This is a genomic window from Fenollaria sp. (genome assembly GCF_057222035.1).
This window is the reverse complement of sequence record NZ_JBXXYC010000001.1, coordinates 340,357-363,337: the sequence shown is the minus strand read 5'-3', so window position 1 is coordinate 363,337 and position 22,981 is coordinate 340,357. Positions and strand designations below refer to the sequence as shown.

At 32.3% G+C, this 22,981-nt stretch carries 20 protein-coding genes; 17 read left to right on the top strand and 3 right to left on the bottom strand.

Going from position 1 to position 22,981, the window contains the following annotated elements:
- Nucleotides 1-52: 52 nt before the first annotated feature.
- On the bottom strand, nucleotides 53-1,246 hold the full coding sequence (locus AC2UOP_RS01860; protein WP_484832428.1) for a coenzyme F420-0:L-glutamate ligase: 1,194 nt from the start codon (nucleotides 1,244-1,246) through the stop codon (nucleotides 53-55).
- Nucleotides 1,243-1,818, bottom strand: a complete 576-nt coding sequence (locus AC2UOP_RS01855; RefSeq protein WP_164993638.1) for a 5-formyltetrahydrofolate cyclo-ligase — start codon at nucleotides 1,816-1,818, stop codon at nucleotides 1,243-1,245. Before AC2UOP_RS01855 ends, AC2UOP_RS01860 begins: the two co-directional genes overlap by 4 nt.
- A 94-nt stretch (nucleotides 1,819-1,912) precedes the next feature.
- Between AC2UOP_RS01855 and ftsE the strand changes: the two genes are divergently transcribed.
- From ftsE to yihA, 15 genes are all read left to right on the top strand, one after another.
- Nucleotides 1,913-2,596: a cell division ATP-binding protein FtsE gene (gene ftsE / locus AC2UOP_RS01850; RefSeq protein WP_070599874.1), complete on the top strand. Its 684-nt coding sequence runs from the start codon at nucleotides 1,913-1,915 to the stop codon at nucleotides 2,594-2,596.
- On the top strand, nucleotides 2,586-3,485 hold the full coding sequence (ftsX, locus tag AC2UOP_RS01845) for a permease-like cell division protein FtsX (protein WP_484832427.1): 900 nt from the start codon (nucleotides 2,586-2,588) through the stop codon (nucleotides 3,483-3,485). Before ftsE ends, ftsX begins: the two co-directional genes overlap by 11 nt.
- An 8-nt stretch (nucleotides 3,486-3,493) precedes the next feature.
- On the top strand, nucleotides 3,494-4,612 hold the full coding sequence (locus tag AC2UOP_RS01840) for a murein hydrolase activator EnvC family protein (protein ID WP_480020442.1): 1,119 nt from the start codon (nucleotides 3,494-3,496) through the stop codon (nucleotides 4,610-4,612).
- Nucleotides 4,613-4,623: 11 nt separating this feature from the next.
- Nucleotides 4,624-5,856, top strand: coding sequence for a S41 family peptidase (locus AC2UOP_RS01835; protein ID WP_480020441.1), 1,233 nt, complete (start codon nucleotides 4,624-4,626; stop codon nucleotides 5,854-5,856).
- A 10-nt stretch (nucleotides 5,857-5,866) separates the two neighbouring features.
- Nucleotides 5,867-6,127 (top strand): YdbC family protein, encoded by a 261-nt coding sequence (locus AC2UOP_RS01830; RefSeq protein WP_019213594.1) that lies wholly within the window; start codon nucleotides 5,867-5,869, stop codon nucleotides 6,125-6,127.
- Nucleotides 6,128-6,136: 9 nt separating this feature from the next.
- The gene (locus AC2UOP_RS01825; RefSeq protein ID WP_484832426.1) at nucleotides 6,137-7,738 is read left to right on the top strand and encodes a hypothetical protein; all 1,602 of its coding nucleotides are present in this window, start codon (nucleotides 6,137-6,139) and stop codon (nucleotides 7,736-7,738) included.
- Entirely contained in the window at nucleotides 7,738-9,705 is a 1,968-nt protein-coding gene (gene uvrB, locus AC2UOP_RS01820) for an excinuclease ABC subunit UvrB (protein ID WP_484832425.1), read from the top strand. Before AC2UOP_RS01825 ends, uvrB begins: the two co-directional genes overlap by 1 nt.
- Nucleotides 9,695-12,532: an excinuclease ABC subunit UvrA gene (uvrA, locus tag AC2UOP_RS01815; RefSeq protein WP_484832424.1), complete on the top strand. Its 2,838-nt coding sequence runs from the start codon at nucleotides 9,695-9,697 to the stop codon at nucleotides 12,530-12,532. Before uvrB ends, uvrA begins: the two co-directional genes overlap by 11 nt.
- A gap of 50 nt (nucleotides 12,533-12,582) precedes the next feature.
- Nucleotides 12,583-13,395: a TPM domain-containing protein gene (locus AC2UOP_RS01810; RefSeq protein ID WP_019213590.1), complete on the top strand. Its 813-nt coding sequence runs from the start codon at nucleotides 12,583-12,585 to the stop codon at nucleotides 13,393-13,395.
- A gap of 23 nt (nucleotides 13,396-13,418) precedes the next feature.
- Nucleotides 13,419-13,997 (top strand): LemA family protein, encoded by a 579-nt coding sequence (locus AC2UOP_RS01805; protein WP_019213589.1) that lies wholly within the window; start codon nucleotides 13,419-13,421, stop codon nucleotides 13,995-13,997.
- Nucleotides 13,998-14,121: 124 nt separating this feature from the next.
- Nucleotides 14,122-15,411, top strand: a complete 1,290-nt coding sequence (tig, locus tag AC2UOP_RS01800; RefSeq protein ID WP_484832423.1) for a trigger factor — start codon at nucleotides 14,122-14,124, stop codon at nucleotides 15,409-15,411.
- A gap of 12 nt (nucleotides 15,412-15,423) precedes the next feature.
- Nucleotides 15,424-16,005 (top strand): ATP-dependent Clp endopeptidase proteolytic subunit ClpP, encoded by a 582-nt coding sequence (gene clpP / locus AC2UOP_RS01795; protein WP_019213587.1) that lies wholly within the window; start codon nucleotides 15,424-15,426, stop codon nucleotides 16,003-16,005.
- A 3-nt stretch (nucleotides 16,006-16,008) separates the two neighbouring features.
- Nucleotides 16,009-17,262: an ATP-dependent Clp protease ATP-binding subunit ClpX gene (gene clpX / locus AC2UOP_RS01790; RefSeq protein ID WP_085840156.1), complete on the top strand. Its 1,254-nt coding sequence runs from the start codon at nucleotides 16,009-16,011 to the stop codon at nucleotides 17,260-17,262.
- A 75-nt stretch (nucleotides 17,263-17,337) separates the two neighbouring features.
- A complete protein-coding gene (gene lon / locus AC2UOP_RS01785; protein ID WP_085840157.1) occupies nucleotides 17,338-19,722 on the top strand; it encodes an endopeptidase La in 2,385 nt (794 codons plus the stop codon).
- Nucleotides 19,715-20,299, top strand: a complete 585-nt coding sequence (gene yihA / locus AC2UOP_RS01780; protein ID WP_019213584.1) for a ribosome biogenesis GTP-binding protein YihA/YsxC — start codon at nucleotides 19,715-19,717, stop codon at nucleotides 20,297-20,299. The genes lon and yihA overlap by 8 nt, the downstream gene beginning before the upstream one ends.
- A gap of 126 nt (nucleotides 20,300-20,425) precedes the next feature.
- Here yihA and rd read toward each other — a convergent pair whose 3' ends face one another.
- Nucleotides 20,426-20,584, bottom strand: a complete 159-nt coding sequence (rd, locus tag AC2UOP_RS01775; RefSeq protein ID WP_249242100.1) for a rubredoxin — start codon at nucleotides 20,582-20,584, stop codon at nucleotides 20,426-20,428.
- Between the two features lie 110 nt (nucleotides 20,585-20,694).
- Between rd and AC2UOP_RS01770 the strand changes: the two genes are divergently transcribed.
- Both AC2UOP_RS01770 and typA read left to right on the top strand, forming a co-directional pair.
- Nucleotides 20,695-21,090 carry an ATP-binding protein gene (locus AC2UOP_RS01770; RefSeq protein WP_085840159.1) on the top strand — a complete coding sequence of 132 codons (396 nt, stop codon included), beginning with the start codon at nucleotides 20,695-20,697 and terminating at the stop codon, nucleotides 21,088-21,090.
- Nucleotides 21,091-21,150: 60 nt separating this feature from the next.
- A complete protein-coding gene (typA, locus tag AC2UOP_RS01765) occupies nucleotides 21,151-22,977 on the top strand; it encodes a translational GTPase TypA (protein ID WP_484832422.1) in 1,827 nt (608 codons plus the stop codon).
- Nucleotides 22,978-22,981: the final 4 nt, after the last annotated feature.

Below are 22,981 nucleotides of genomic sequence, written 5' to 3'. Positions count from 1 at the left end.
GGAAAACATTATTAAGGCGATTAGAATTATCTCTAATCGCCTTTAAAATTTATTATTCTTCTGAGAAATTATCAAAGTAACCCTTTATATATACAATAGGCGTGCCTTTATCACCACTACCGCTTGTTAAATCACATAGTGAGCCAATAAGGTCTGTTAATTGTCTTGGTGTTGTTCCTTGTGATTCCATTGAACCAACTAAGTTATTTCCTTTATTATGAATTTTTTCTTTTATAGCTTCTTCTAGCTTTTCGCCTTTAAGTCCAGCAAAACTATTGTCAGCGATATATTTTAGTTTTATTTCGTTTGGCGTACCTTTTAAGCCATCAGTAAAGGCAGGGGATACAACTGGGTCAGCTAGTTCCCATATCTTACCAACTGGATCTTTGAAAGCACCATCACCATAAACAAGAACTTCAATCTTTTTGCCAGTTTTTTCTAGAATTTTATCTTGAATAGCGTAAACGATTTTTTCGCAATCCCTTGGGAATAGTTTTATCTTGTTTTCAGTAGATTTGTTTGAACCAAGTATACCATATTTTTCATTATATCCAGATCCATTGACAGGTGCATTTAAAATTTCTGATAAACAGAAAATCTTTTCAGCACCAGCATTTTTAAGTTTTTCTTTAGTTCTAATGCGAGTGTGTATGCTACATACTAAGATATTTTTAGTGTATTTTAGTATGTTTCTTTCATTATTGCCAAATAACATAACAGCTTCTGCGCCTGTTTCTTCAATTATTTCCTTGTAGTATTCTATATAGTCAACATTAGTAAATATGTGCTTTGTATCAGGAAAGCATTTTTTGAATTCTTTTTCTTCAACTATCTCGCCGTAAGGGTTGATGTCAAAGTTATCAAGCTCATCTGGGTCGCAAAGGTGATTACCAACCTCATCATGAGGGTAGCTTAATAAAACATATACTTTTTTAAAAGCTCTAGCAATACCTTTTAAGCAAATTGCAAATCTGTTTCTACTCATAATAGGGTGTATTAGAGCAACTTCGTCACAGTTAAATTTATTTTTAAGATCATTAGTTATATCATCAATTGTAGCATAGTTATTCATTGACTTAGCAACTATTGACTCAGTTAAACCAACAACATCCCTGTCATCGATTTTAAAGTTACCAGCTTCACTAGCTTTTAATATAGTATCAACAGCGATGTCTACAATATTATCTTCTGCTGTAATTATAGGGCATCTCAAACCCATTACATTTGTACCAATATATCTTTTCATAATACTCTCCTTTGGAAATTTCTAATTTTTCTATCTGTTATAAGAACAGGAACCTTCATATCGAATCTACTAATAACAACTCTATATACATAAAGCTCTTCAAAATTTATAGCAACGATCTTAGTTCTTTTATCAAGAGAAGCTAGGAATCTGTCGTAGTAACCGCCGCCATAGCCCATCCTAAAGCCTCTGTGATCAAAGGCAACACCAGGAACTATAACTAAGTCGAGTTTTTTTCTATCGAAATTTTCTTTCTTCTCTGGTTCTAGTATACCATAAGTCGATGGTTTTAATTCATCAAAATTTGTAATTTCTTGTAAAAAAAGGCTTCTATCTTCTTTTATTGAAATAGGTAAGATAATTCTCTTGCCGCTTCTAAGCGCTGTCTTTATAAAGTCATGAGTATTAACTTCAGTGCCAAAGCTTGCGAAAGCCATGATATTAGTAGCGTTTTTATATTCATGAGTCGCCATCAATTTATCAATAATTATCTTTGATTTATTAATTCTATCTGTTTCGGAGATATTGTTTCTTATCTCTAAGAGCTGAGATCTTAGTGTTTTCTTATTCAAAGAAATTCCCCCTTTATTTTTTATCTGTTTTGTATTATAATATATATGTATATTTTACCACAAAATGAATATAAATGACAAGAGGTGTTATTTTTTGATTAGATTAGAAAACGTTAGTAAAAAGTATGGCGAAGTCCTTGCTCTAAACGATATAAACTTACATATAAAACCGGGTGAGTTTGTATTTTTAATAGGACCATCTGGAGCAGGTAAGTCAACTTTAACTAAATTAATATTAAAAGAGATTAGGCCCACAAGCGGCAAGATATATTTAAATAACGAAGATATTACAGATGTTAGCAATAGAAAGATACCTTATATCAGAAGATATATAGGCGTTGTTTTTCAAGATTTTAGACTTTTGCCTAATAAAACTGTTTATGAGAACGTAGCCTTTGCTATGGAAATCATTGGCAAGAAGCCTAGAGAGATTAGAAGAAGTGTGCCAATTATACTAAGCATGGTTGGTTTAAGTGACAAAGCAAAATCTTATCCTCATCAGTTATCTGGAGGAGAGTGTCAAAGAACAGCCATTGCCAGAGCCTTGGTTAATAAACCTGATGTCATCATCGCAGATGAACCAACAGGTAACCTTGACTCAGATACTGCATGGGAGATAATGAATCTATTGCAAGACATTAACAATAGAGGCACAACCATAGTCATGGCAACACATGCTAAAAACATAGTTGACGAGATGAAGAAAAGAGTAATCACTTTAAACCACGGAAGCGTTGTTAGTGATATGTATGAAGGTGGGTATTACTGTGAAATCTAGAGAATTGATAAATATTATAAAAGATGGTTTTAAAGGGATAGCAAGACACTTTAGCATGGCTTTTGCATCGATAATATCAATATTGTCGGTTTTATTAATACTTTCAACTGTATTAATAATAGTTTTAAGTGTAAATAAAGTTGTTGGCGATACTAAAGAAAAGATAAATGAAGTTAAGGTATTCTTACTAGATGGCGTTGACGATGCGGGAATTAAGGAACTTGAAGGCAAGATTAAGGATATAGACGGGGTAAAAAACGTAAAATTTATATCAAAAGATGAAGGCCTTGAAAGTATGTTTGAACAATGGGAGAACAAAAGCTATTTATTGGAGGAATACAAAGAAGATAATCCACTTCCAAATGCTTTTAAAGTTAATGTTGAAGATATAGAAAAGACAAACGATGTTGCAGCTAATATAAAGCTCATACCAGGTGTTGAGGATGTAAGATTCTTATCTGAGGAAGTAGTTCATCTACTTAAAATATCTAAGTATATGCAAATAGGTGGCTTTGGTTTGATTGTAGCTTTGATATTTATATCAATATTTTTAATATCAAATACTATAAAATTATCAATTAGTTCAAGAAAGAAAGAAATCGAGATAATGAAATATGTTGGGGCTACAAATAGCTACATTACAGGCCCTTATGTTTTTGAAGGTATATTGATTGGCCTTATTGCAGCTGTACTAGCTATAATGGTAGTGAAATTTGGCTACTCATACATCTACGAATACATTGTAGTTTCAAATAGCAGCCTACTAAACGAGGCAATTGTAAGCCCGGATAGTATATTAGATGACTTCAGCATAATATTTATTACATTAGCTGTAGGTATTGGTATGCTTGGCAGCATTGGTTCATTGAAGAAGTTATTGAAAGTATAGGTGATTTTTTGTTTAATAGAAAGAGATTTATTATTGTTTTATTGATTATAGTTCTAAGCTTTCAAAGTGTTTTTGCAGCAGGAAAGCTAAAGAACAAAAAGAAAAATATTGACAAGAAGATAAAAGATACTAAAACTGAGATTAATATAAAACAAAAAGAGTCTACAAGCGTATATAACACCATATTAAAATTTGGCAACAATATATCAATACTTAATACTAGCATTGTTAATCTTAATACTGCCATAATTGATACCGACAAAAAGATAGCTCAAAAAAGTTCTGAGCTTGAAGATGCTAAAGAAAGATTAAAAGAAAATGATTCTTTATTCAGAAAAAGACTTAGAAGCATGTATATGAACAGTGACGATAACTATGTTACAGTACTTCTTTCATCAAAATCTTTAGATGATTATTTGTCCAAGAAAAACATGGTTCAAAAGATGGCTAAGAGGGATAAGAAGCTTATAGAGAGCATAGAAGGCGAAGTTGACAACATTGTCAAGATAAAAACTACATTAGAAAATCTAAAAACGACTCAAGTTCAAAATAAAAATAAATTATCAAGTCAAAAAGATGAAGTTTCAAAATTAAAGATAGAACAAGAAAAACAATTTACTATATTAAAAAATGATATAGAAAAAGCCAAGAAGAGTCTTGCAAAATTAGAAAGAGATTCTAGAAATCTTAGTGCACAAATACTTAAACTTCAATCAAGTACTAAGAAATTTGTAGGAGGTAAACTTGGATGGCCACTACCAGGTTATACAAGAATCAGTTCTGGCTATGGCTATAGAACACATCCTATACTTAATATAAGAAGATTACACTCGGGTATAGATATACCTGCACCTACTGGAACAAATATTGTTGCTGCAGCAAGCGGTACAGTTATCTTTGCAGGTAAGTATGGCGGATATGGCAACTTAATCTTAGTTGACCACGGCGGAAAGATAGTTACAGGTTATGCGCATTGCTCAAGACTTTTAAAAAGCAAAGGAGCAAAAGTTACTAAGGGTCAAGCGATAGCAAAAGTTGGATCAACTGGATTTTCAACAGGAGCGCACTTGCACTTTGAAGTAAGAAAGAACGGTAATTTCACAAACCCTATTAATTGGGTTAGATAATGGAGGATACAATGAAATTAAAAAAGATACTAATAACGATATTGGTCTTAGCATTATTTTTAACTAGCAATGTTATTTCATATAACCTTGGTAATTCTAGCCAAAAACTTGCTGATAAGAAGATTATTGCAAAAAAAGATGATAATGAGAAGTCAAGTAAAAAAATTAATGATGAATACGTATTAGAAAGAATAAATGAAGTAAAGCGTATGATAGATAAAAACTACTATAAGAAAGCTGATGATTACGACGTTCTTATAGGTATGCTAAAAGGAGCTGTAAACAGCTTAAAAGATCCATACTCATACTATATGACTGAAGATGAATACAAAAAATTCAACGAAGAGACTGATGGCGAGTTTGCTGGACTTGGCATATACGTAAGTGGATCCATAGATGACAACTTAATCACAGTTGTTGCTCCAATGAAAGGCACTCCAGCAGATAGAGCAGGATTAAAAACTGATGATAAGATTATAAAGATTAATGGAAAAGATTTTACTGCTGATAAGATGGATGATGCTGTTAAGATTATGAGAGGTAAACCTGGTGAAAAGGTTAAAATAACAGTACTTAGAAGAGATGAGAATGGCAAAGCTAAATTTATTGATTTTGAAATAGTTAGAGAAATAATAAAAGTACAAACTGTCTCATCAAAGCTTTTAAAAGATAATATTGGCTATATAAGTATATCTGGTTTTGATACACCAACATATAATGATTTTGACAAGCAATACAAAGAGCTTAAAAAACAAGGCATGAAAAAACTTATACTTGATTTAAGAAACAATCCAGGAGGACTATTAACAACATCAACACAAGTAGTTAACACTTTTCTTGATGGCGGACTAATAATGTACACACTTGATAAGCAAAACAACAAGGAAACAATAAACGCAACTAAGGGCGCAGATGATATCAAGATAGTTGTTCTTGTCAACAAAGGCTCTGCATCAGCTTCAGAAATAGTTGCTGGGGCACTTAAAGACAGAAAGAGAGCTACTATAATCGGTACACAAACTTTTGGTAAAGGCATAGTTCAAACAGTTTTCAACATGCCGGATGGAGAAGGCTTAAAGCTAACAACAAGTGCATATTACACACCTAGTGGAGTTAATATACATGGCAAGGGTATAGCTCCAGATATTAAAGTAGAATTAAATAAAGAAGTAAAAACTATATCTATAGATAATCTTGCAAAAGATAATCAAATACAAAAAGCTATAGAAATATTAAATAAATAGGAGAGTTAAAATGGCAAAAGATTTTGAATACGAAATACTAGAACAATTAGGAGAATTTTCTAACAATGGTAGAGGCATGGTTAAAGAAGTGAATGTTATTTCATGGAACGGTGCTGACGGCAAGGTTGACATAAGAAACTGGAAAGAAGATCACAGCAGGATGGGAAAGGGCATATCCCTAACACACGCTGAAGCAAGAAAATTAAGAGACTTATTAAATGATATAGACTTAGGCTCAGATGATGAGTCTAGCGAAGACGAAGAAATATAAATTAATTAGATGAGAAAAAATATATCTTTATTAATTATATTTATCTCAATAATTTTATTAAGCGCTTGTTCAAACGGTCCACTATTTATCAAGGACAACGACAAGCGCTATGGCTTTGATGACATTGATTCTCCTATAGAAGAAGGAGAAGAGATTGAATTAAGTGAAAATAAAGAGCTTGCTTTTGTACTTAGAAAAATCAATTATTTAAAAGAAATTGATGTGCAAAATGACAGGGTGGAAATTGATAAAAACGATACTTCATTATTAAGCATGGTAATTAAGCCATGCTTAACTGATGATATAGAGGTTTCTTCTGTGGTTTATAAAAGTGGTAAGTTTCATATTACGCTTTCTTCCAAGAAAAGCTCTAAGAATGTTTGTGCACCATATATAAGCATTAAACTTCTTAAAAAGCTTCCACAAGACATTGAAGCGGATGACTTTGTTATTGACAAAGAAAATATTAAAACTATAGATATAAAATACACTAAGGATAATGCAATAAATTTTGTTAAGCAAAAGTATAATTTAATTACGAACCTACCAGATTCAGCGGAATTAGTTTATATGGATAAACCTATTTGGCAAATAAAGTATAAGTTTGTCTATGATAAGAGTGATTATGAGCATCCAATAAAAAATATTAGAATAGATTTTGATGCCAATGAAGGTAAAGTATTAGCTATAAATGAAGACGACATATCAAAATTTATTGACAATGGCAATATTTTCGCGCTTAACACAGAAAAGGTGATTTATTACAACAAAAAATCTAACGAAACAAATAATATATATATCTATAGCACTAAAAAACAAAAATCTAAGAAAATTTTATCTTTTGATGGTTCAATCAAATCTATTTACAAAAATAATAAGAGCGACGACATAATTATAAATTATAAAGATACTTCATCAGATTTACGTAGTGTGGTTTATTTTGCTAGCAAAGATGAATATAAGTTTATTGAATATAAAAACGATGTAAATGTCATTGATGCAAGCTTTAAGAGCGAGAGCTCTTTATTACTTATTAGCAAAGCTGAAGCAAATATAACAAAGCTATATGACTTTGATATTAATGACGATAATTATCTAGAATTGTTTAGTGCTGAAGATAATATCATAAAAGCTTCGTACATCAACGGTTATTATGTATATTTATCAAAGTATGATGTAAATCAAATGCTATACATCACTAAAGATTTTGAGGATTATGACTTTATTGACGAGGTAGAAAATTATTATTACGCTGATGATAATTCTTTTGTTTATAGAAGTGACAATAAAGTTGAAGGCATAAGCCTATATACTTATAATTTAAGCGAAAGATTTTACAAGATGATAATTAACGGTGATTATTCATACATTAAAAAAATTAATGATGACTATATTTTAGCAAAAAAAGATATAAATCACGAGTCTTATGATTTAATATTGCACAAATTGGATAATAATCTTAAAGAGGAAGTCATTTTTGAAAACGTGGACAATTTAAATTTATATTTAACAAATGATTTAAAGAAATTATTTAAGAGCACTAAGGTTATAGATAAGAACTATACAAAGAGGATAATTTATGAGATAGATATTAGCAAGGGTGATATATAGTGAAATTCAATCTAAAATCAGAATATATTCCTACTGGTGATCAGCCAAAAGCGATAGAGTCACTAGCTGATGGAATAAAAAAAGGATATAAGGATCAAGTTTTGCTGGGCGTAACAGGCTCCGGCAAAACTTTTACTATGGCAAATATAATTAAAGAAACACAAAGACCAGCTTTAGTCATTGCACATAATAAGACTCTTGCATATCAGTTATACAGTGAGTTTAAAGAGTTTTTTCCTGATAACTCAGTTGAATTTTTTATAAGTTATTATGATTATTATCAACCAGAGGCTTATGTGGCGGCAACTGATACCTATATCGCTAAGGATAGTCAGATCAATGATGATATAGATGAGTTAAGACACTCTGCAACAGCTGCTTTATTTGAAAGAAAAGATGTAATCATTGTTGCGTCCGTTTCATGTATATATGGTCTTGGTGACCCTATTGATTACGAAAAACTAATGGTATCACTCAGACCTGAGATGCAAATTTCCAGAGACGATGTAATTAAAAAATTAATTAGTATACAATACGTTAGAAATGACATAAATTTTATCAGAGGTACATTTAGAGTTAGGGGAGATATACTTGATATATTCCCAGCATCAGAAAAGACTAATGCATTTAGAATTGAGTTTTTTGGCGATGAGATTGACAAAATTCTTGAAATAGATTCATTAACTGGAGAGGTTATAGGTACTAGAGTGCATGTATCAATATTCCCAGCGTCTCACTATGCGACAACAGATGATAAAGTTAAAAAAGCTATTGAAAGCATTAAGTTTGAGCTTGATGATAGACTTAAGTGGCTTCATGAGCATGGCAAGCTTGTTGAGGAACAAAGGCTAAAAGAGAGAACTAATTATGATTTGGAAATGCTTAATGAAATTGGGTTTTGTTCAGGTATAGAAAATTATTCAAGACACTTATCACAAAGACAGCCTGGATCAAGGCCATATACCTTGATAGACTATTTTCCAAAAGATTTTATAACTTTTATAGATGAGTCACATGTAAGTGTGCCACAAATCAGAGCGATGTACGAGGGAGACAGATCAAGAAAAACTTCTCTAGTTGATTATGGTTTTAGACTACCGAGCGCACTTGACAATAGACCTCTTAAATTCACTGAGTTTGAATCTATGATGAATCAGGTTATATATGTTAGTGCAACGCCTGCTCAATATGAGCTAGAGAGGTCGAAAAATACAGTAGAACAAGTTATTAGGCCAACTGGATTACTTGATCCACTTATAGAAGTAAGGCCAACTAAGGGTCAAATTGATGATTTAATAAAAGAAATTAGAATTAGAGCTAAAAAAGATGAAAGAGTTTTAATCACAACACTTACTAAGAAGATGGCTGAGGACTTAACTAAGTATCTTGATCAATTAGGAATCAATGTTACTTATATGCACTCAGACGTCACAGCAATTGACAGAATGCAGATTATAAAGGATCTTAGAGAAAAGAAATTTGACTGCCTAGTCGGAATAAACCTTCTTAGAGAAGGACTGGATTTGCCAGAAGTATCTTTAGTAGCTATACTTGACGCGGACAAAGAAGGCTTCCTACGTAGTGAAACGTCTTTAGTTCAAACTGCAGGAAGAACTGCGAGAAACTCAAACGGATTAGTTATTATGTACGCTGATACTATAACTAAGTCTATGGAGAATGCTATTAATGAAACATCTAGAAGAAGAAAGATACAGATGAAATACAATGAAGATAATAATATAACGCCTATGACTATTAAAAAATCCATTAGAGATGTTATTGAAGTAACTAAGGCAATGGATGAGGGCGAAAAATATACTTACAGCGCTAAAGGAGTTCAAGATAAGATAAAGAAACTTAGGACAAAGATGAATAAGGCGGCTAAGGATTTAAATTTTGAAGAAGCTGCTAAATATAGAGATATGATTGAAGAATTGAAGAAGGAGGAGCTATTCATTGGAGAATAAAATAGTTATTAGAGGTGCCAATGAAAACAATTTAAAAAACTTAGATATTGATATACCAAGAAATAAATTTGTGGTTATAACTGGACTTTCTGGCTCAGGTAAGTCGTCACTTGCTTTTGATACAATATACGCTGAAGGTCAAAGAAGATATGTAGAGAGCCTTTCTAGTTATGCTAGAATGTTTTTAGGTAATACTACAAAACCAAATGTTGAGTTTATAAGCGGACTTAGCCCATCTATATCAATAGACCAAAAAACTACTAGTAACAATCCAAGATCAACTGTAGGAACAGTTACAGAAGTTTATGATTACCTAAGACTTTTATATGCTAGAATTGGCCAAATATATTGCCCAAGCTGTGGCAAAAAAATTACATCACAAACAATTGATCAAATTGCTGATATTATCATGAGCCATAAAGAAGGACAAAAGATTTATGTTTTAGCGCCAATCGTTAGAGGACAAAAGGGTCAGCACAAAAAAGTTCTTGAGCAAATTCAAAAAGATGGTTTTGTTAGATATATCTTAGATGGTGAAATGCATGATATTACAGATAAAGTTGAGATTGACAAGAATAAGAAACATGATATAGACATAGTTATAGACAGACTTGTAATTAAAGATGGTATTTTATCGAGACTTACAGGCTCGCTTGAGACTGCAGTACATTATTCTAATGGACTTGTTAAGATAAATTATTTAGATTTATATGAAAAATCTTATTCAACAAAGTATGCTTGTATTGACTGCGGCTTATCATTCGATGAGCTATCTACAAGATTATTTTCATTCAACAGTCCCTTTGGTATGTGCGAGAGATGTAACGGTCTAGGATATTTTAGAAGTATTGACAAGGACTTAGTTATACCAGACTATTCACTTTCACTTGAAGAAGGGGTTATAGAACCATTTAAAAATTCAAAGAAGGGCACTTATTATTATAAAATATTTAAATTTATTTTAGATAAATATGATTTTAAAGAGGACGAGCCATTTACTAAGGCACCTAAGAAGATGATAGATGATATACTAAATGGTACTGATTATAATGTAAGATTTAAGTATGACTCGTTATTTACCAAGACTTCTAAGGAATTTAACAAAAAATGGCCAGGAGTTTTATCCGTGATGATGGATAGACTTACAAATTCTATGTCTCAAGCAATTAGAGATAATACTGAAGAGTACGTAGAAGAGATTGAATGCCCTGAATGTCACGGTGCAAGACTTAAAAAGGAAGCGCTTGCTGTTAGAGTGGGCGATTTAAATATTTATGAATTTACTCAATTAAGTATAAAAGATGAGCTTGATTATATAAATAATTTAAAACTAAATAAAACAGAAGAAAAAATTGCTGAACAAATATTAATCGAGATAAAAAAGAGATTATCTTTTTTAATAACTGTAGGACTTGATTATTTAAATTTATCAAGAATGGCAAAAACGTTATCAGGTGGTGAGGCACAGAGAATTAGACTGGCTACACAGATAGGCTCAGCGCTAGTTGGCGTTATATACGTTTTAGATGAGCCATCCATAGGTTTACATCAAAGAGACAATTTAAAGCTGATACAAGCTCTTAGAGAGCTAACTGATGCAGGCAATACTTTACTTGTAGTAGAGCATGACGAAGAAATAATGCACCATTGTGACGAAATCATAGATATTGGTCCAGGAGCAGGTATACATGGTGGTCATCTTGTTGTTCAAGGCAATATCAATAAGGTAATGAAATGTAAAAAGTCTATCACAGGTGATTACTTATCCGGAAGAAAGAAAATTCCTCTAAAGGATGAGTATAGAAAGACTGATAAAGATAATGTTTTGAAAGTAATAGGTGCAAGTGAGAATAATCTTAAAAACATAGATGTAGAAGTGCCTTTGAGCGAGTTTGTAACAGTAACAGGTGTTTCTGGCTCGGGCAAATCAACACTTGTTAATGAAATTATTTATAAATCACTAGCACAAAAGATTAATAAATCAAAATACAAACCTGGCAAGAGAAAAGCTGTTGAAGGCATTGAAAATATTGATAAGGTCGTAGTTATTGACCAAAGCCCAATAGGCAGAACGCCAAGATCAAATCCGGCGACATATACTGGCACTTTTGATCTTATCAGAGATGTCTTTGCCATGACACAAGAAGCAAAGATGAGAGGCTACCAAAAGGGAAGATTTTCTTTTAACGTAAAGGGCGGTCGCTGCGAGGCATGCAAAGGCGATGGTATACTTAAGGTTGAAATGCACTTTTTGCCCGATGTTTATGTGCCATGCGAGGTATGTAAAGGTAAAAGATATAATAGAGAGACGCTTGAAGTTAAGTTTAAAGATAAAACTATAGCCGATGTACTTGATATGACTGTTGAGGAAGGACTAAAGTTTTTTGAAAATCAACCGCGTATAGCAAAAAAATTGCAAACGCTTTACGATGTAGGCCTTGGATATATAAAGATAGGTCAAAGCTCAACAGAATTATCAGGCGGTGAAGCACAAAGAGTTAAACTTGCGACAGAACTTTCTAAAAAATCAACTGGTAGAACTATATATATACTTGACGAACCAACTACAGGACTTCACTCACATGACGTTTCTAAACTTATAAAGGTATTAAATACACTTGTTGATCAAAATAATTCGGTTTTAGTAATTGAACATAATCTTGATGTTATAAAGCAATCAGACTACATCATAGACCTTGGTCCTGAAGGTGGAGACATGGGTGGAACTATCGTTGCCACTGGAACACCAATTGAAGTAGCTAAAAATAAAAATTCTTACACAGGAAAATTTTTGAAAGAAATATTTGAAAAAGAAGGAAAGCTTTAATTAGATTAAAAGCAAGACGTTTCGGGTATATTTTATATACGGAGGTATTTATGAAAAAGAGCTTTCTTAAAAAATTTATAATAATATTTATAGTTCAAATACTTTTCTTAGGAGTTTTCAATGCGAAAGCTATGTCTAAACCTGACAATGGCTTTGTCTTAGACGAAGCGAATGTTATTTCACAGGAAACTATTAGCTATATAAATGAAACTAATAGAAAGATGAAAGATTATGGCAGCCAGGTCGCTGTACTAACTGTTAAGGACTTAGGTGGCAAAGACATAGAATCATTTTCTAATAAAGTTTTTAGAGAATGGGGTGTAGGTGATAAGAAAAAGAACAACGGAGTACTTCTTGTAATTAGTTTAAATGATAGAAAAATAAGGATAGAAGTTGGTTATGGACTAGAAGGCGCGATTAATGATGCTAAAGCAGGAAGAATTATAAGAAATGTAATTAGACCAAATTTTCAAGCTAAAGAATATGACAAGGGCATCAGAGATGCTTTTGATAGCATTATTTATTACATTGGCGAAGAATATAACGTAAAGATTCAGGATATAGATCCTAATGAATTAGGACTTGAAGATGATTTTTCAATAAGCCTACCTATGATAATACTAATAATTTTTATTTTTTTAATACTCTCATCTAGACTTAATAGATATAGATACTTACATGGCAGAAGAGGAAGAATGTATAGACGAGGACGCAGAAATATATTTTTCGATGATGATGATCCATTCGGCGGCTTCTTCGGAGGCTCTGGTGGTTCAGGCGGATTTGGTGGCTTCGGCGGATCAGGTGGTGGCAGCTTTGGCGGCGGATCATCTGGCGGTGGCGGAGCATCTGGATCTTGGTAAAATTTAGATAAAGGAGAATAATTATGGAAGAAAAAAGACAAAGAAGAGGTAGATTTTCACCACTTTTAATTATACTAGGAATAGTAATTGCATTAGGTGGTTTGGTAGCATCTAAGTACAATGGCTTAGTTAGAAAACAAGAAGATGTTAACAAAACTTGGGCAGAAGTTCAAACACAATATCAAAGAAGAGCAGACCTTATACCAAACTTAGTTGAAACAGTAAAGGGTTATGCAAAGCATGAAGAAGAAACACTTGAAAATATTGCTAAACTTAGAAGTGGATACACAGATGCAAAAACACCTGAAGATTATGAAAAACTTGATACAGAACTTGCAAAAAACATTAACATAGTTGTAGAAAATTATCCAGATTTAAAAGCTAATGAAAATTTCTTAAGCTTACAAGATGAATTAGCAGGAACTGAAAATAGGATAGCAGTTGCAAGACGTGACTTTAATAATGAAGCAACTGAGTTTAATAAATCAGTTAGGACTTTCCCTAACAATATCTTTGCATCGATGCTAGGCTTTGATAAATTTAAAACATTTGAAGCTCAAGCAGGAGCAGAGAACGCACCAAGCGTTGATTTTGGTAAATAATTTAATTAAAAGTCAAACTTTAATCGCGTTTGGCTTTTTCTTGTGTATTATGTAAAATATTTATTTACTTATAGTGATTTTAGTGATATAATAACAACATAAGTAATTTTAAGGAGTGAATTAAGTGAAAGTTAATTTTGACAAAAAAGAAAAAAATAAAGTTTACTTCAATGTAGACGTAGATTGGAAAGAATTTGAGCCTAAGATAGACGAGGCTTATAAGAAGATGAGATCTAAATTCAATATTCCTGGATTTAGAAAAGGCAAAGTGCCTAAGATGATTATTGAACAAAACTATGGTGTTCAAGTATTTTATGATGAAGCTATAAACATAATGCTTCAAGACATCTATCCAAAGGCATTAGAAGAATTAGATTTAAAAGTTGTTGATCAACCAGATGTTGATGTAAAAGACTTTAAAGAAAATGAAAAAATCAATTTAACTTTTGAAGTAGAAGTAGTTCCTGAGTTTGAATTACCAAACTTTGAAGAAATGGAAGTTGAAGACGTTAAAGAAGAATTCGATAAAGAAGTAGTAACAAATGAAATCGAAAGATTAAGAAATGAAAATGCTAGATACACTATTGTTGAAGATAGAAAAACTAAAAAAGACGATATTGTTAAGCTTGATTTCAAAGGATATGTTAATAATGAAGCATTCCAAGGCGGAGAAGCTAAGGATTACGAACTAGAAATTGGTTCTAACTCATTTATTCCAGGATTTGAAGATCAATTAATTGATAGAGCTATAGGCGAAGAATTTGATGTAAATGTTAAATTCCCTGAAGAATATCATGCTGAAGATTTAAAAGGCAAAGACGCTAAGTTTATTTGCAAGATAAATGAAATCAAGGTTAAAGAATTACCTGAACTTGATGATAACTTTGCTTCAGACGTTTCTGAATTTGATACATTAAAAGAATTCAAAGCTGACCTTAGAAAGAAATTAAAAGCTCAATTCAATGAAATGGTTGATACTCAAAGAGAAAACAAGGTTCTAGATAAAGTTATCGAAGAAACAAAATTTGACGTTCCAAACAGAATGATTGAAGATGAAGTTGAAAATGAGCTTAGAAATTTCCAATACAGATTACAAGCTCAAGGACTTAACTACGATGATTACAAGAAATATACTGGCAAAACAGATGACGAGATTAAAGATACATTCAAAGAGCCAGCTGAAAAGAGAGTTAAACTTGGTTTAATACTTGAAAAATACGCAAAAGACAATAAGATAAAAGCCACTAAGAGAGATTATGACAAAGAATTGGATAAATTAGCAGAAATGTACAAAGCTGAAGATAAAGAAGAATTTAAAAAATCAATGAGCGAAGGCTCTTTAGAATTTTTAGATAGAGGCATATTAAACTCAAAATCAATAGACGATATAAAGAAAAAAGTAAAATTTATTTAATGAGGTGATAAAATGGCATTAATTCCTATGGTTGTAGAACAAAGTTCCAGAGGAGAAAGGTCATATGATATCTACTCAAGGCTTTTAAAAGAAAGAATTATTTTCTTGTCAGGCGAAATACACAATGAGATGGCTGACCTTATAGTTGCTCAGCTATTATTCCTTGAAGCAGAAGACCCTGATAAAGATATACAAATCTATATAAATTCACCAGGAGGCTCAGTATCAGCTGGATTTGCCATATATGATACAATGCAATATATAAAACCCGATGTATCAACTATATGCGTTGGCTTAGCAGCATCTATGGGTGCATTCTTATTAGCAGCAGGCGCTAAAGGCAAGAGATATGCCTTACCAAACGCAGATATTATGATTCATCAGCCACTTGGTGGAACACAAGGACAAGCTGAAGATATTCGTATTCAAGCTGAAAAGATTCTTGAAATAAGAAAGAGAATTAATAAGATTTTGTCAGAAAAAACTGGTCAAGATATTGATATTATCAACAGAGATACTGACAGAGACTATTACTTAAATGCTGAAGAAGCAGTTAAATACGGTCTAATAGATAAAGTTATGGAGAAACATTAATAGATGTCTAAATATGATGAAATAAGATGTTCCTTTTGTGGTAAGACTCAAAATGAAGTCAAAAGATTAATTTCTGGACCAAATGTATATATCTGTGATGAATGTATAAACGTTTGCATGGATATTTTGGAAGAAGATCACTTATTAAATGAAGATACTTTTGATTTTGAAGATATGGTTTTACCAACACCAATGGAGATAAAAAAGTCTTTGGATGATTATGTTATCGGACAAGATGACGCTAAGAAGACTTTATCCGTTGCTGTTTATAACCATTACAAGAGAATTACAAAGGATACTGTAGATAAAGATGTAGAGATAAAGAAAAGTAATATATTACTACTTGGTCCAACAGGAAGCGGTAAAACACTTCTTGCTGAGACATTAGCAAGAATACTTAACGTTCCATTCGCTATATGCGATGCAACTACTCTTACTGAAGCAGGATACGTTGGAGAAGATGTCGAAAACATCATACTTAAGCTTATTCAAAACGCAAATTATGATATAGATAGAGCTGAAAGAGGCATTATCTATGTTGATGAGATTGATAAGATTGCTAAGAAGAGTGAAAACGTTTCCATTACAAGAGATGTTAGTGGTGAAGGCGTTCAACAAGCACTTCTAAAAATTTTAGAAGGAACTATTGCCAATGTTCCACCACAAGGCGGAAGAAAGCATCCTCAAGAAGAGTTTATTCAAGTTGATACAAGCAATATACTTTTTATAGTTGGAGGAGCCTTCCAAGGTCTTGACGATATCATTGCCAAGAGAACCAATAAAAAATCTTACGGTTTTGGATCAGAAATTTTTGACAAATCAAAACAAAAATCTGAAGCTTTAAAACATGTTGAAAGCGAAGATTTAATGAAATTTGGTCTAATTCCAGAGCTTATTGGTAGACTTCCTGTAACTGTCTCACTTAATGAGCTCAAAGAAGATGATTTGGTTAAGATACTTAGGGAGCCAAAGAACGCTCTTATCAAGCAATATCAAGAGCTTATAAGGATGGACGGCGCTGAACTTGAATTCACTGACGATGCAGTTAGAAGGATAGCTCAAAAAGCTATTGAAATGAAGACTGGTGCAAGAGGACTAAGGAGCATTATCGAAAAAGTAATGCTTGATATAATGTATGAACTTCCATCTAAAAAGTACAATGGAACTTTAAAAATTGATGCTTCTATTATAGATGGAAAGAAAAAATTAACTTATCCAAACGAGGATAAAGGAAAAGAAGAAAAAATTGTTTCATAGATAAAGCAGACTGCTTATTTGAAGCTTAATAAGGCCGGACATAATTGTTTCGGCCTTTTATTAAAGGAGAAAGATATGGATAATTATGAAGAAATAATCGATAATTTTTCATTTGATGATGACTATGGAGAAGATGGAATCAAGGCTCCCATAGTCTCTATAGAGAACTTAAATCTAGTTAGTAATAACTTTTACAGTGTAAATTTAGATAATGAAGACTTGGTAAATTCTATTGCTAAAGCGTCTAAGACTAATGGCATCTTTGCTGTTTATCAACTAAAAGCAAACAGAAAGACTATATCTAGTACTAAGTCTGTCTACGAAATTGGCGTACTTGCTGAGATTGAATCCATAGTTCCAAATAATAAATATATGAAGATGAACTTCAGAACTCTTTCTAAGGTTTATTTAAGTGATGTTTTTAAGAGCGATGGCATTGTTTATGGTCATCTTATTAAATTAAATGATGAGAATGACTATTCATTTGACAATCCTGAAAATATTACATATTCTGGAGTTGTTAAAAGTGCTCTTGACAAGTTAAATGCCTTGATTATGGAGAATCAATCAAGTAAAGACAGGATAGAGCCAAATACTGTAGATTATAATGTATTTTTGGATAGTATATTCTCAAGACTTGATATTGACAAAAAAATTACTCAAGAATATATCAATGCTAACGATAAAAAAGAAAGAACTAAGATAGTTATTGATACTATAAATAAATCCATAGTTACTATAGAAGTATTAAAAACACTGCAAGATAAAACTAAAGATGCTATGGACAAAAATCAAAAAGATTACATCCTTCATGAACAATTAAAAATTATTAAAAATGAACTAAATGCTGATAAATCAGGAGCTAAAAATATTTTCGATGTTTATAGAAACGATATCAAAAAGCTAAAAGCTCCAAAAGAAGTTGAGGAAAAGGCTTTCAAGGAGATAGAAAAGCTCGAGCAAACACCACTTACATCGCCCGATTATCCTTCAACACTTCAATATATTGAGCTAATTAAGGATCTTCCTTGGAACACTAGAACTAAGGATACAAAAGATTTAAAACTAGCTAAGGAAATCCTTGACAGAGATCACTATGGCTTAAAAGATGTTAAGGACAGGATACTTGAGTATCTTGCAATACTTAATAATAAGAAGGCTATAAAGGGATCAATTATATGTTTTGTTGGTCCTCCAGGAGTAGGAAAGACTTCTATTGCTAATTCAATTGCAAATGCTACGAATAGAAATTTTGTAAGAATGTCACTTGGCGGTATTAAAGATGAAGCGGATATAAGAGGACATATGAGAACTTATGTTGGATCTATGCCAGGAAGAATAATTTCTTTAATGAAGAAGGCTAAGTCAAAGAACCCAGTATTTTTATTTGATGAAATTGATAAGATTGGCCAAGACTTTAGAGGAGATCCATCAAGCGCCTTACTAGAAGTGCTTGACAGCTCGCAAAATAGTGATTTTACTGATAGATACTTAGAGCTTCCTTATGACTTATCAGAAGTTTTATTCATTACAACAGCAAATTCATTAGATACTATACCAGAAGCCTTACTAGATAGACTTGAAATTATAAGGATAGAAGGCTATACTGACGAAGAAAAACTTAATATAGCTAAAAAATATCTAGTACCAAAATCTTTAGAAAATGCTGGACTAAATAAAGATGCAATAAAATTTGAAGATGAAGCACTTTATAGACTTATCGATAATTACACAAGAGAGTCTGGTGTGAGAGAGCTTGAAAGAAAAGTTCAATCTATAATAAGAAAATTAGTTTATAAAAAATATATGGAAGATGATTTAATCAAAAAAGTTGATGTAAAAACTGTTGATAAATTATTAGAAGGACCAATATTTGAATATAACTTAGTTGATAAAAAGGATAGTGTTGGTAAAGCTGTGGGTCTTGCTTGGACTAGAGTAGGCGGAGATACAATAAATGTAGAGGCGCAATTAATGCCAGGCGATGGCAAATTAAATATAACTGGTAATCTAGGAAAAGTTATGCAAGAATCTTGTCAATTAGCTATTAGCTACTTAAAGGCGAATTACGAATATTATAATATTGATAAGAAAAAGTTTAAAGACTTTGATATACATGTCCACGTACCAGAAGGAGCCATACCAAAGGATGGACCAAGCGCTGGTATAACAATAACTACAGCGATATTATCTGCACTTACAGATCAAAAGATAAACAGATATTTTGCCATGACAGGCGAAATTACACTTTTAGGAAACGTTCTTGCAATTGGCGGTTTAAAAGAAAAAGCTCTTGCAGCAAAGAGAATGAAGATCAAAGATCTTATACTTCCAATGGAAAATAAAAAGGACTTTGAAAAACTTCCAAAAAATATTAAAGAAAGCCTAAATGTACACTACGTTAATAATTTTAAAGAGCTTAGTAAAATTATATTTATAGATGGTGATAAAGATGCTTAAGATTAATGAACCATTCCTAGAGAGGATGGCTGTTGATGAGAAAAGTTATCCAAAAGATGGACTTAAAGAAATCGTTTTAGTTGGCAGAAGTAATGTTGGAAAGAGCTCATTTATAAATGCACTTACGAACAGAAAAAAACTTGCATATACATCATCTTCACCAGGAAAGACTAGAACAATAAACTTTTATAATATTGATAATATGTTTAGAATTGTTGACCTTCCCGGATATGGTTATGCTAAGATATCGATGAGCGAAAGAGAAAAGTGGAAGAAAATTATCGAAGAGTACCTTGTTAAGTCACAAAATATTGCTTTAATCTGTCAAATAATTGATGTTAGGCATGAGCCAACAAAATTAGATTTGATGATGTATGATTATATTCAATCAACAGGTACTGACTATCTCATCATTGCTAATAAGCTTGATAAACTAAAATCATCACAGATATTAAAACAAATTAGCATTATTAAGAAATCTTTAATTAATCTTGAAAAGGATAGCTTAATACCATTCTCCTCACAAGATAAAAGGGGAGTAAAAGAAGTTTTAAATAAATTTGAGGAAATAATCTAATAATTAAGGCGATCGTATTGATCGTCTTTATTTATTACGCAAAAAGGTCAAGCAATAATGCCTGACCTTTTTATGTACTAGGTACATATTGATAAAAACCGAATCGTTTCAGCTTTTAAATTTTAGTTACATTTTAGTAAACATGTCTTTACCAACACCGCAAACTGGGCATACCCAATCATCAGGGATGTCTTCGAAAGCTGTTCCTGGAGCTATACCTCCGTCTGGATCACCAACTTCAGGATCATAAACGTAACCGCATGCATCGCATTCGTATTTGTCCATAATGCTACCTCCTTCCTTTCGAGATATTTATACCCAAAAGATATTATTTCTAACAATATGTTATTAATTTATTTTAGCGGGTATAAATAGACTAGTAGAGGAATGATATAATGTATAAATTTTATGGAACGGTATCTTCAAACATTGAGAGTGTTGAAGTATTTGTTGATAGGATAGTAGAAAATCTATATGAATATCTGCCTAATGAAATGATTTTTAACATTAGGCTTGTTCTTAATGAACTTTTGTTAAATTCTGCCTCACATGGCAATCAATACAGCAAGGACAAGAAGGTTAAACTATACATATCAATAGATAATGAGACTATCAAATTAAGAGTAGAGGATGAGGGCGCTGGCACTTTAAGTATTTGTTCAAACAAAGAAGTTTGTAATCTTGGAGGAAGAGGTCTTAAGATAGTTGAGGCTTTGACGGATAAAGTGGCTAGACTCGACCATGGAATAAAGTGCACTATTTTTTCAAGCTTTCTTGATCATAGGAGCTAAAATACTTGTAATTATTATAAAAAAGTATTATAATAAAAGGTAGTGTTTAGGAGGAATAATATGTTAAGAGAAGATTTAAGAAATATAGCAATCATAGCTCACGTTGACCATGGCAAAACAACCCTAGTCGACCAAATGCTTAGACAATCAGGTACATTTAGAGAAAATCAAGTTGTACAAGACAGAGTTATGGACTCTGGCGACCTTGAAAAAGAGCGTGGAATTACTATACTTTCAAAAAATACAGCCGTTATACATAACGGTAAAAAGATAAATATCATAGATACACCAGGCCATGCTGACTTCGGAGGAGAAGTAGAGAGAGTTTTAAAGATGGTTAATGGTGTTGTTTTAGTTGTTGATGCTTTTGAAGGACCTATGCCACAAACAAAATTTGTATTAAAGAAGGCATTCGAACTTAATTTACCTGTTATAGTTTGTATAAACAAAATAGATAGACCAGAAGCTAGACCAGTTGAAGTTGTTGATGAGGTTTTAGATTTATTTATAGAATTAGGCGCTGAAGACGAAGCACTTGAAGCACCATTTATCTTTGCATCAGCTAAAAAAGGGTATGCTACAAATCAAGTTACTATAGAAAAAGATAATATGGATGATTTATTCGATGCAATTATTGAGCATATACCAGCTCCTGAATCCAATGAAGAAGAGCCACTACAATTACTTATATCTACTATCGATTACAATGACTATGTAGGTAGAATCGGTATAGGTAAAATTGAAAGAGGTACTATTAAAAACGGTGCTGAGGCTGTCTTAGTTAATAAGCTTCATCCAGAAATGAAAAGAAAAGTTAAGATAGGTAAATTATATGAGTTCATTGGTCTTGATAAGGTTGAAACAAATGAGCAAAAGGGCGGGGCAATAGTTGCCGTTACTGGTATTGAAGACATATCTATAGGCGACACTATAGCTGATCCTGAATGTCCAGAAGCTCTTGACTTTGTTAAAATCTCTGAGCCAACCATCTCTATGAACTTCATAGTAAATGATTCACCATTTGCAGGAAGAGAAGGTAAATACGTAACATCAAGACAAATAAAAGCAAGACTTGAAAAAGAATTACAATCAAATGTATCTTTAAGAGTTGAAGAAACTGATTCGACTGATGCATTTAAGGTATCAGGAAGAGGGGAGCTTCACTTATCAGTTTTAGTTGAAACAATGAGAAGAGAAGAATATGAGCTTCAATTATCAAAACCACAAGTATTATTTAAAACTGATGAGAACGGCAAAAAACTTGAGCCAATGGAAAAAGTTACTGTAGACGTATCTGAAGAATTTGTTGGAGCAGTTATAGATAAATTATCAAGAAGAAAAGCTGAATTACAAGAGATGAAAGAAAACTCAGCTGGTTACTCAAGACTTATATTTAAAATGCCTGCAAGAGGCTTAATTGGATATAGAAGCGAGTTTATGACTGATACACACGGTGAAGGCATTATTAACTCAATCTTTTTGGGATATGAGCCATACAAGGGAGAGATACCTACAAGAACAACTGGCTCACTTATTGCTTTTGAAACTGGTGTAGCATCAAGCTATGGACTAAATATAGCTCAAGGAAGAGGCATACTATTCATTGGACCACAAACTGAAGTTTATGAAGGCATGGTAGTTGGAGAAAATCCAAAGGGCCTTGATATAGAAGTTAACGTTACTAAGAAAAAACAAATGACAAATACAAGAGCTGCAGGCTCAGATGATGCAATCAGACTTAGCCCTCCAAGAATACTATCACTTGAAGAAGCACTTGAATTTATTGAAGATGACGAACTTATTGAAGTAACACCAAAGTCTATAAGAATAAGAAAGAAAATTTTGGATACAAATAAGAGATATAAATCAAAGAATAACAAGAAATAGGAGA

Excerpts from the sequence above, each read along its gene's own strand:
- AC2UOP_RS01860 (WP_484832428.1), bottom strand. The coding sequence starts at position 1,246 with ATGAAAAGATATATTGGTACAAATGTAATGGGTTTGAGATGCCCTATA.
- AC2UOP_RS01835 (WP_480020441.1), top strand. The coding sequence starts at position 4,624 with ATGAAATTAAAAAAGATACTAATAACGATATTGGTCTTAGCATTATTT.
- AC2UOP_RS01830 (WP_019213594.1), top strand. The coding sequence starts at position 5,867 with ATGGCAAAAGATTTTGAATACGAAATACTAGAACAATTAGGAGAATTT.
- AC2UOP_RS01825 (WP_484832426.1), top strand. The coding sequence starts at position 6,137 with ATGAGAAAAAATATATCTTTATTAATTATATTTATCTCAATAATTTTA.
- AC2UOP_RS01810 (WP_019213590.1), top strand. The coding sequence starts at position 12,583 with ATGAAAAAGAGCTTTCTTAAAAAATTTATAATAATATTTATAGTTCAA.
- AC2UOP_RS01805 (WP_019213589.1), top strand. The coding sequence starts at position 13,419 with ATGGAAGAAAAAAGACAAAGAAGAGGTAGATTTTCACCACTTTTAATT.
- clpP (WP_019213587.1), top strand. The coding sequence starts at position 15,424 with ATGGCATTAATTCCTATGGTTGTAGAACAAAGTTCCAGAGGAGAAAGG.
- clpX (WP_085840156.1), top strand. The coding sequence starts at position 16,009 with ATGTCTAAATATGATGAAATAAGATGTTCCTTTTGTGGTAAGACTCAA.
- lon (WP_085840157.1), top strand. The coding sequence starts at position 17,338 with ATGGATAATTATGAAGAAATAATCGATAATTTTTCATTTGATGATGAC.
- yihA (WP_019213584.1), top strand. The coding sequence starts at position 19,715 with ATGCTTAAGATTAATGAACCATTCCTAGAGAGGATGGCTGTTGATGAG.
- rd (WP_249242100.1), bottom strand. The coding sequence starts at position 20,584 with ATGGACAAATACGAATGCGATGCATGCGGTTACGTTTATGATCCTGAA.
- AC2UOP_RS01770 (WP_085840159.1), top strand. The coding sequence starts at position 20,695 with ATGTATAAATTTTATGGAACGGTATCTTCAAACATTGAGAGTGTTGAA.
- typA (WP_484832422.1), top strand. The coding sequence starts at position 21,151 with ATGTTAAGAGAAGATTTAAGAAATATAGCAATCATAGCTCACGTTGAC.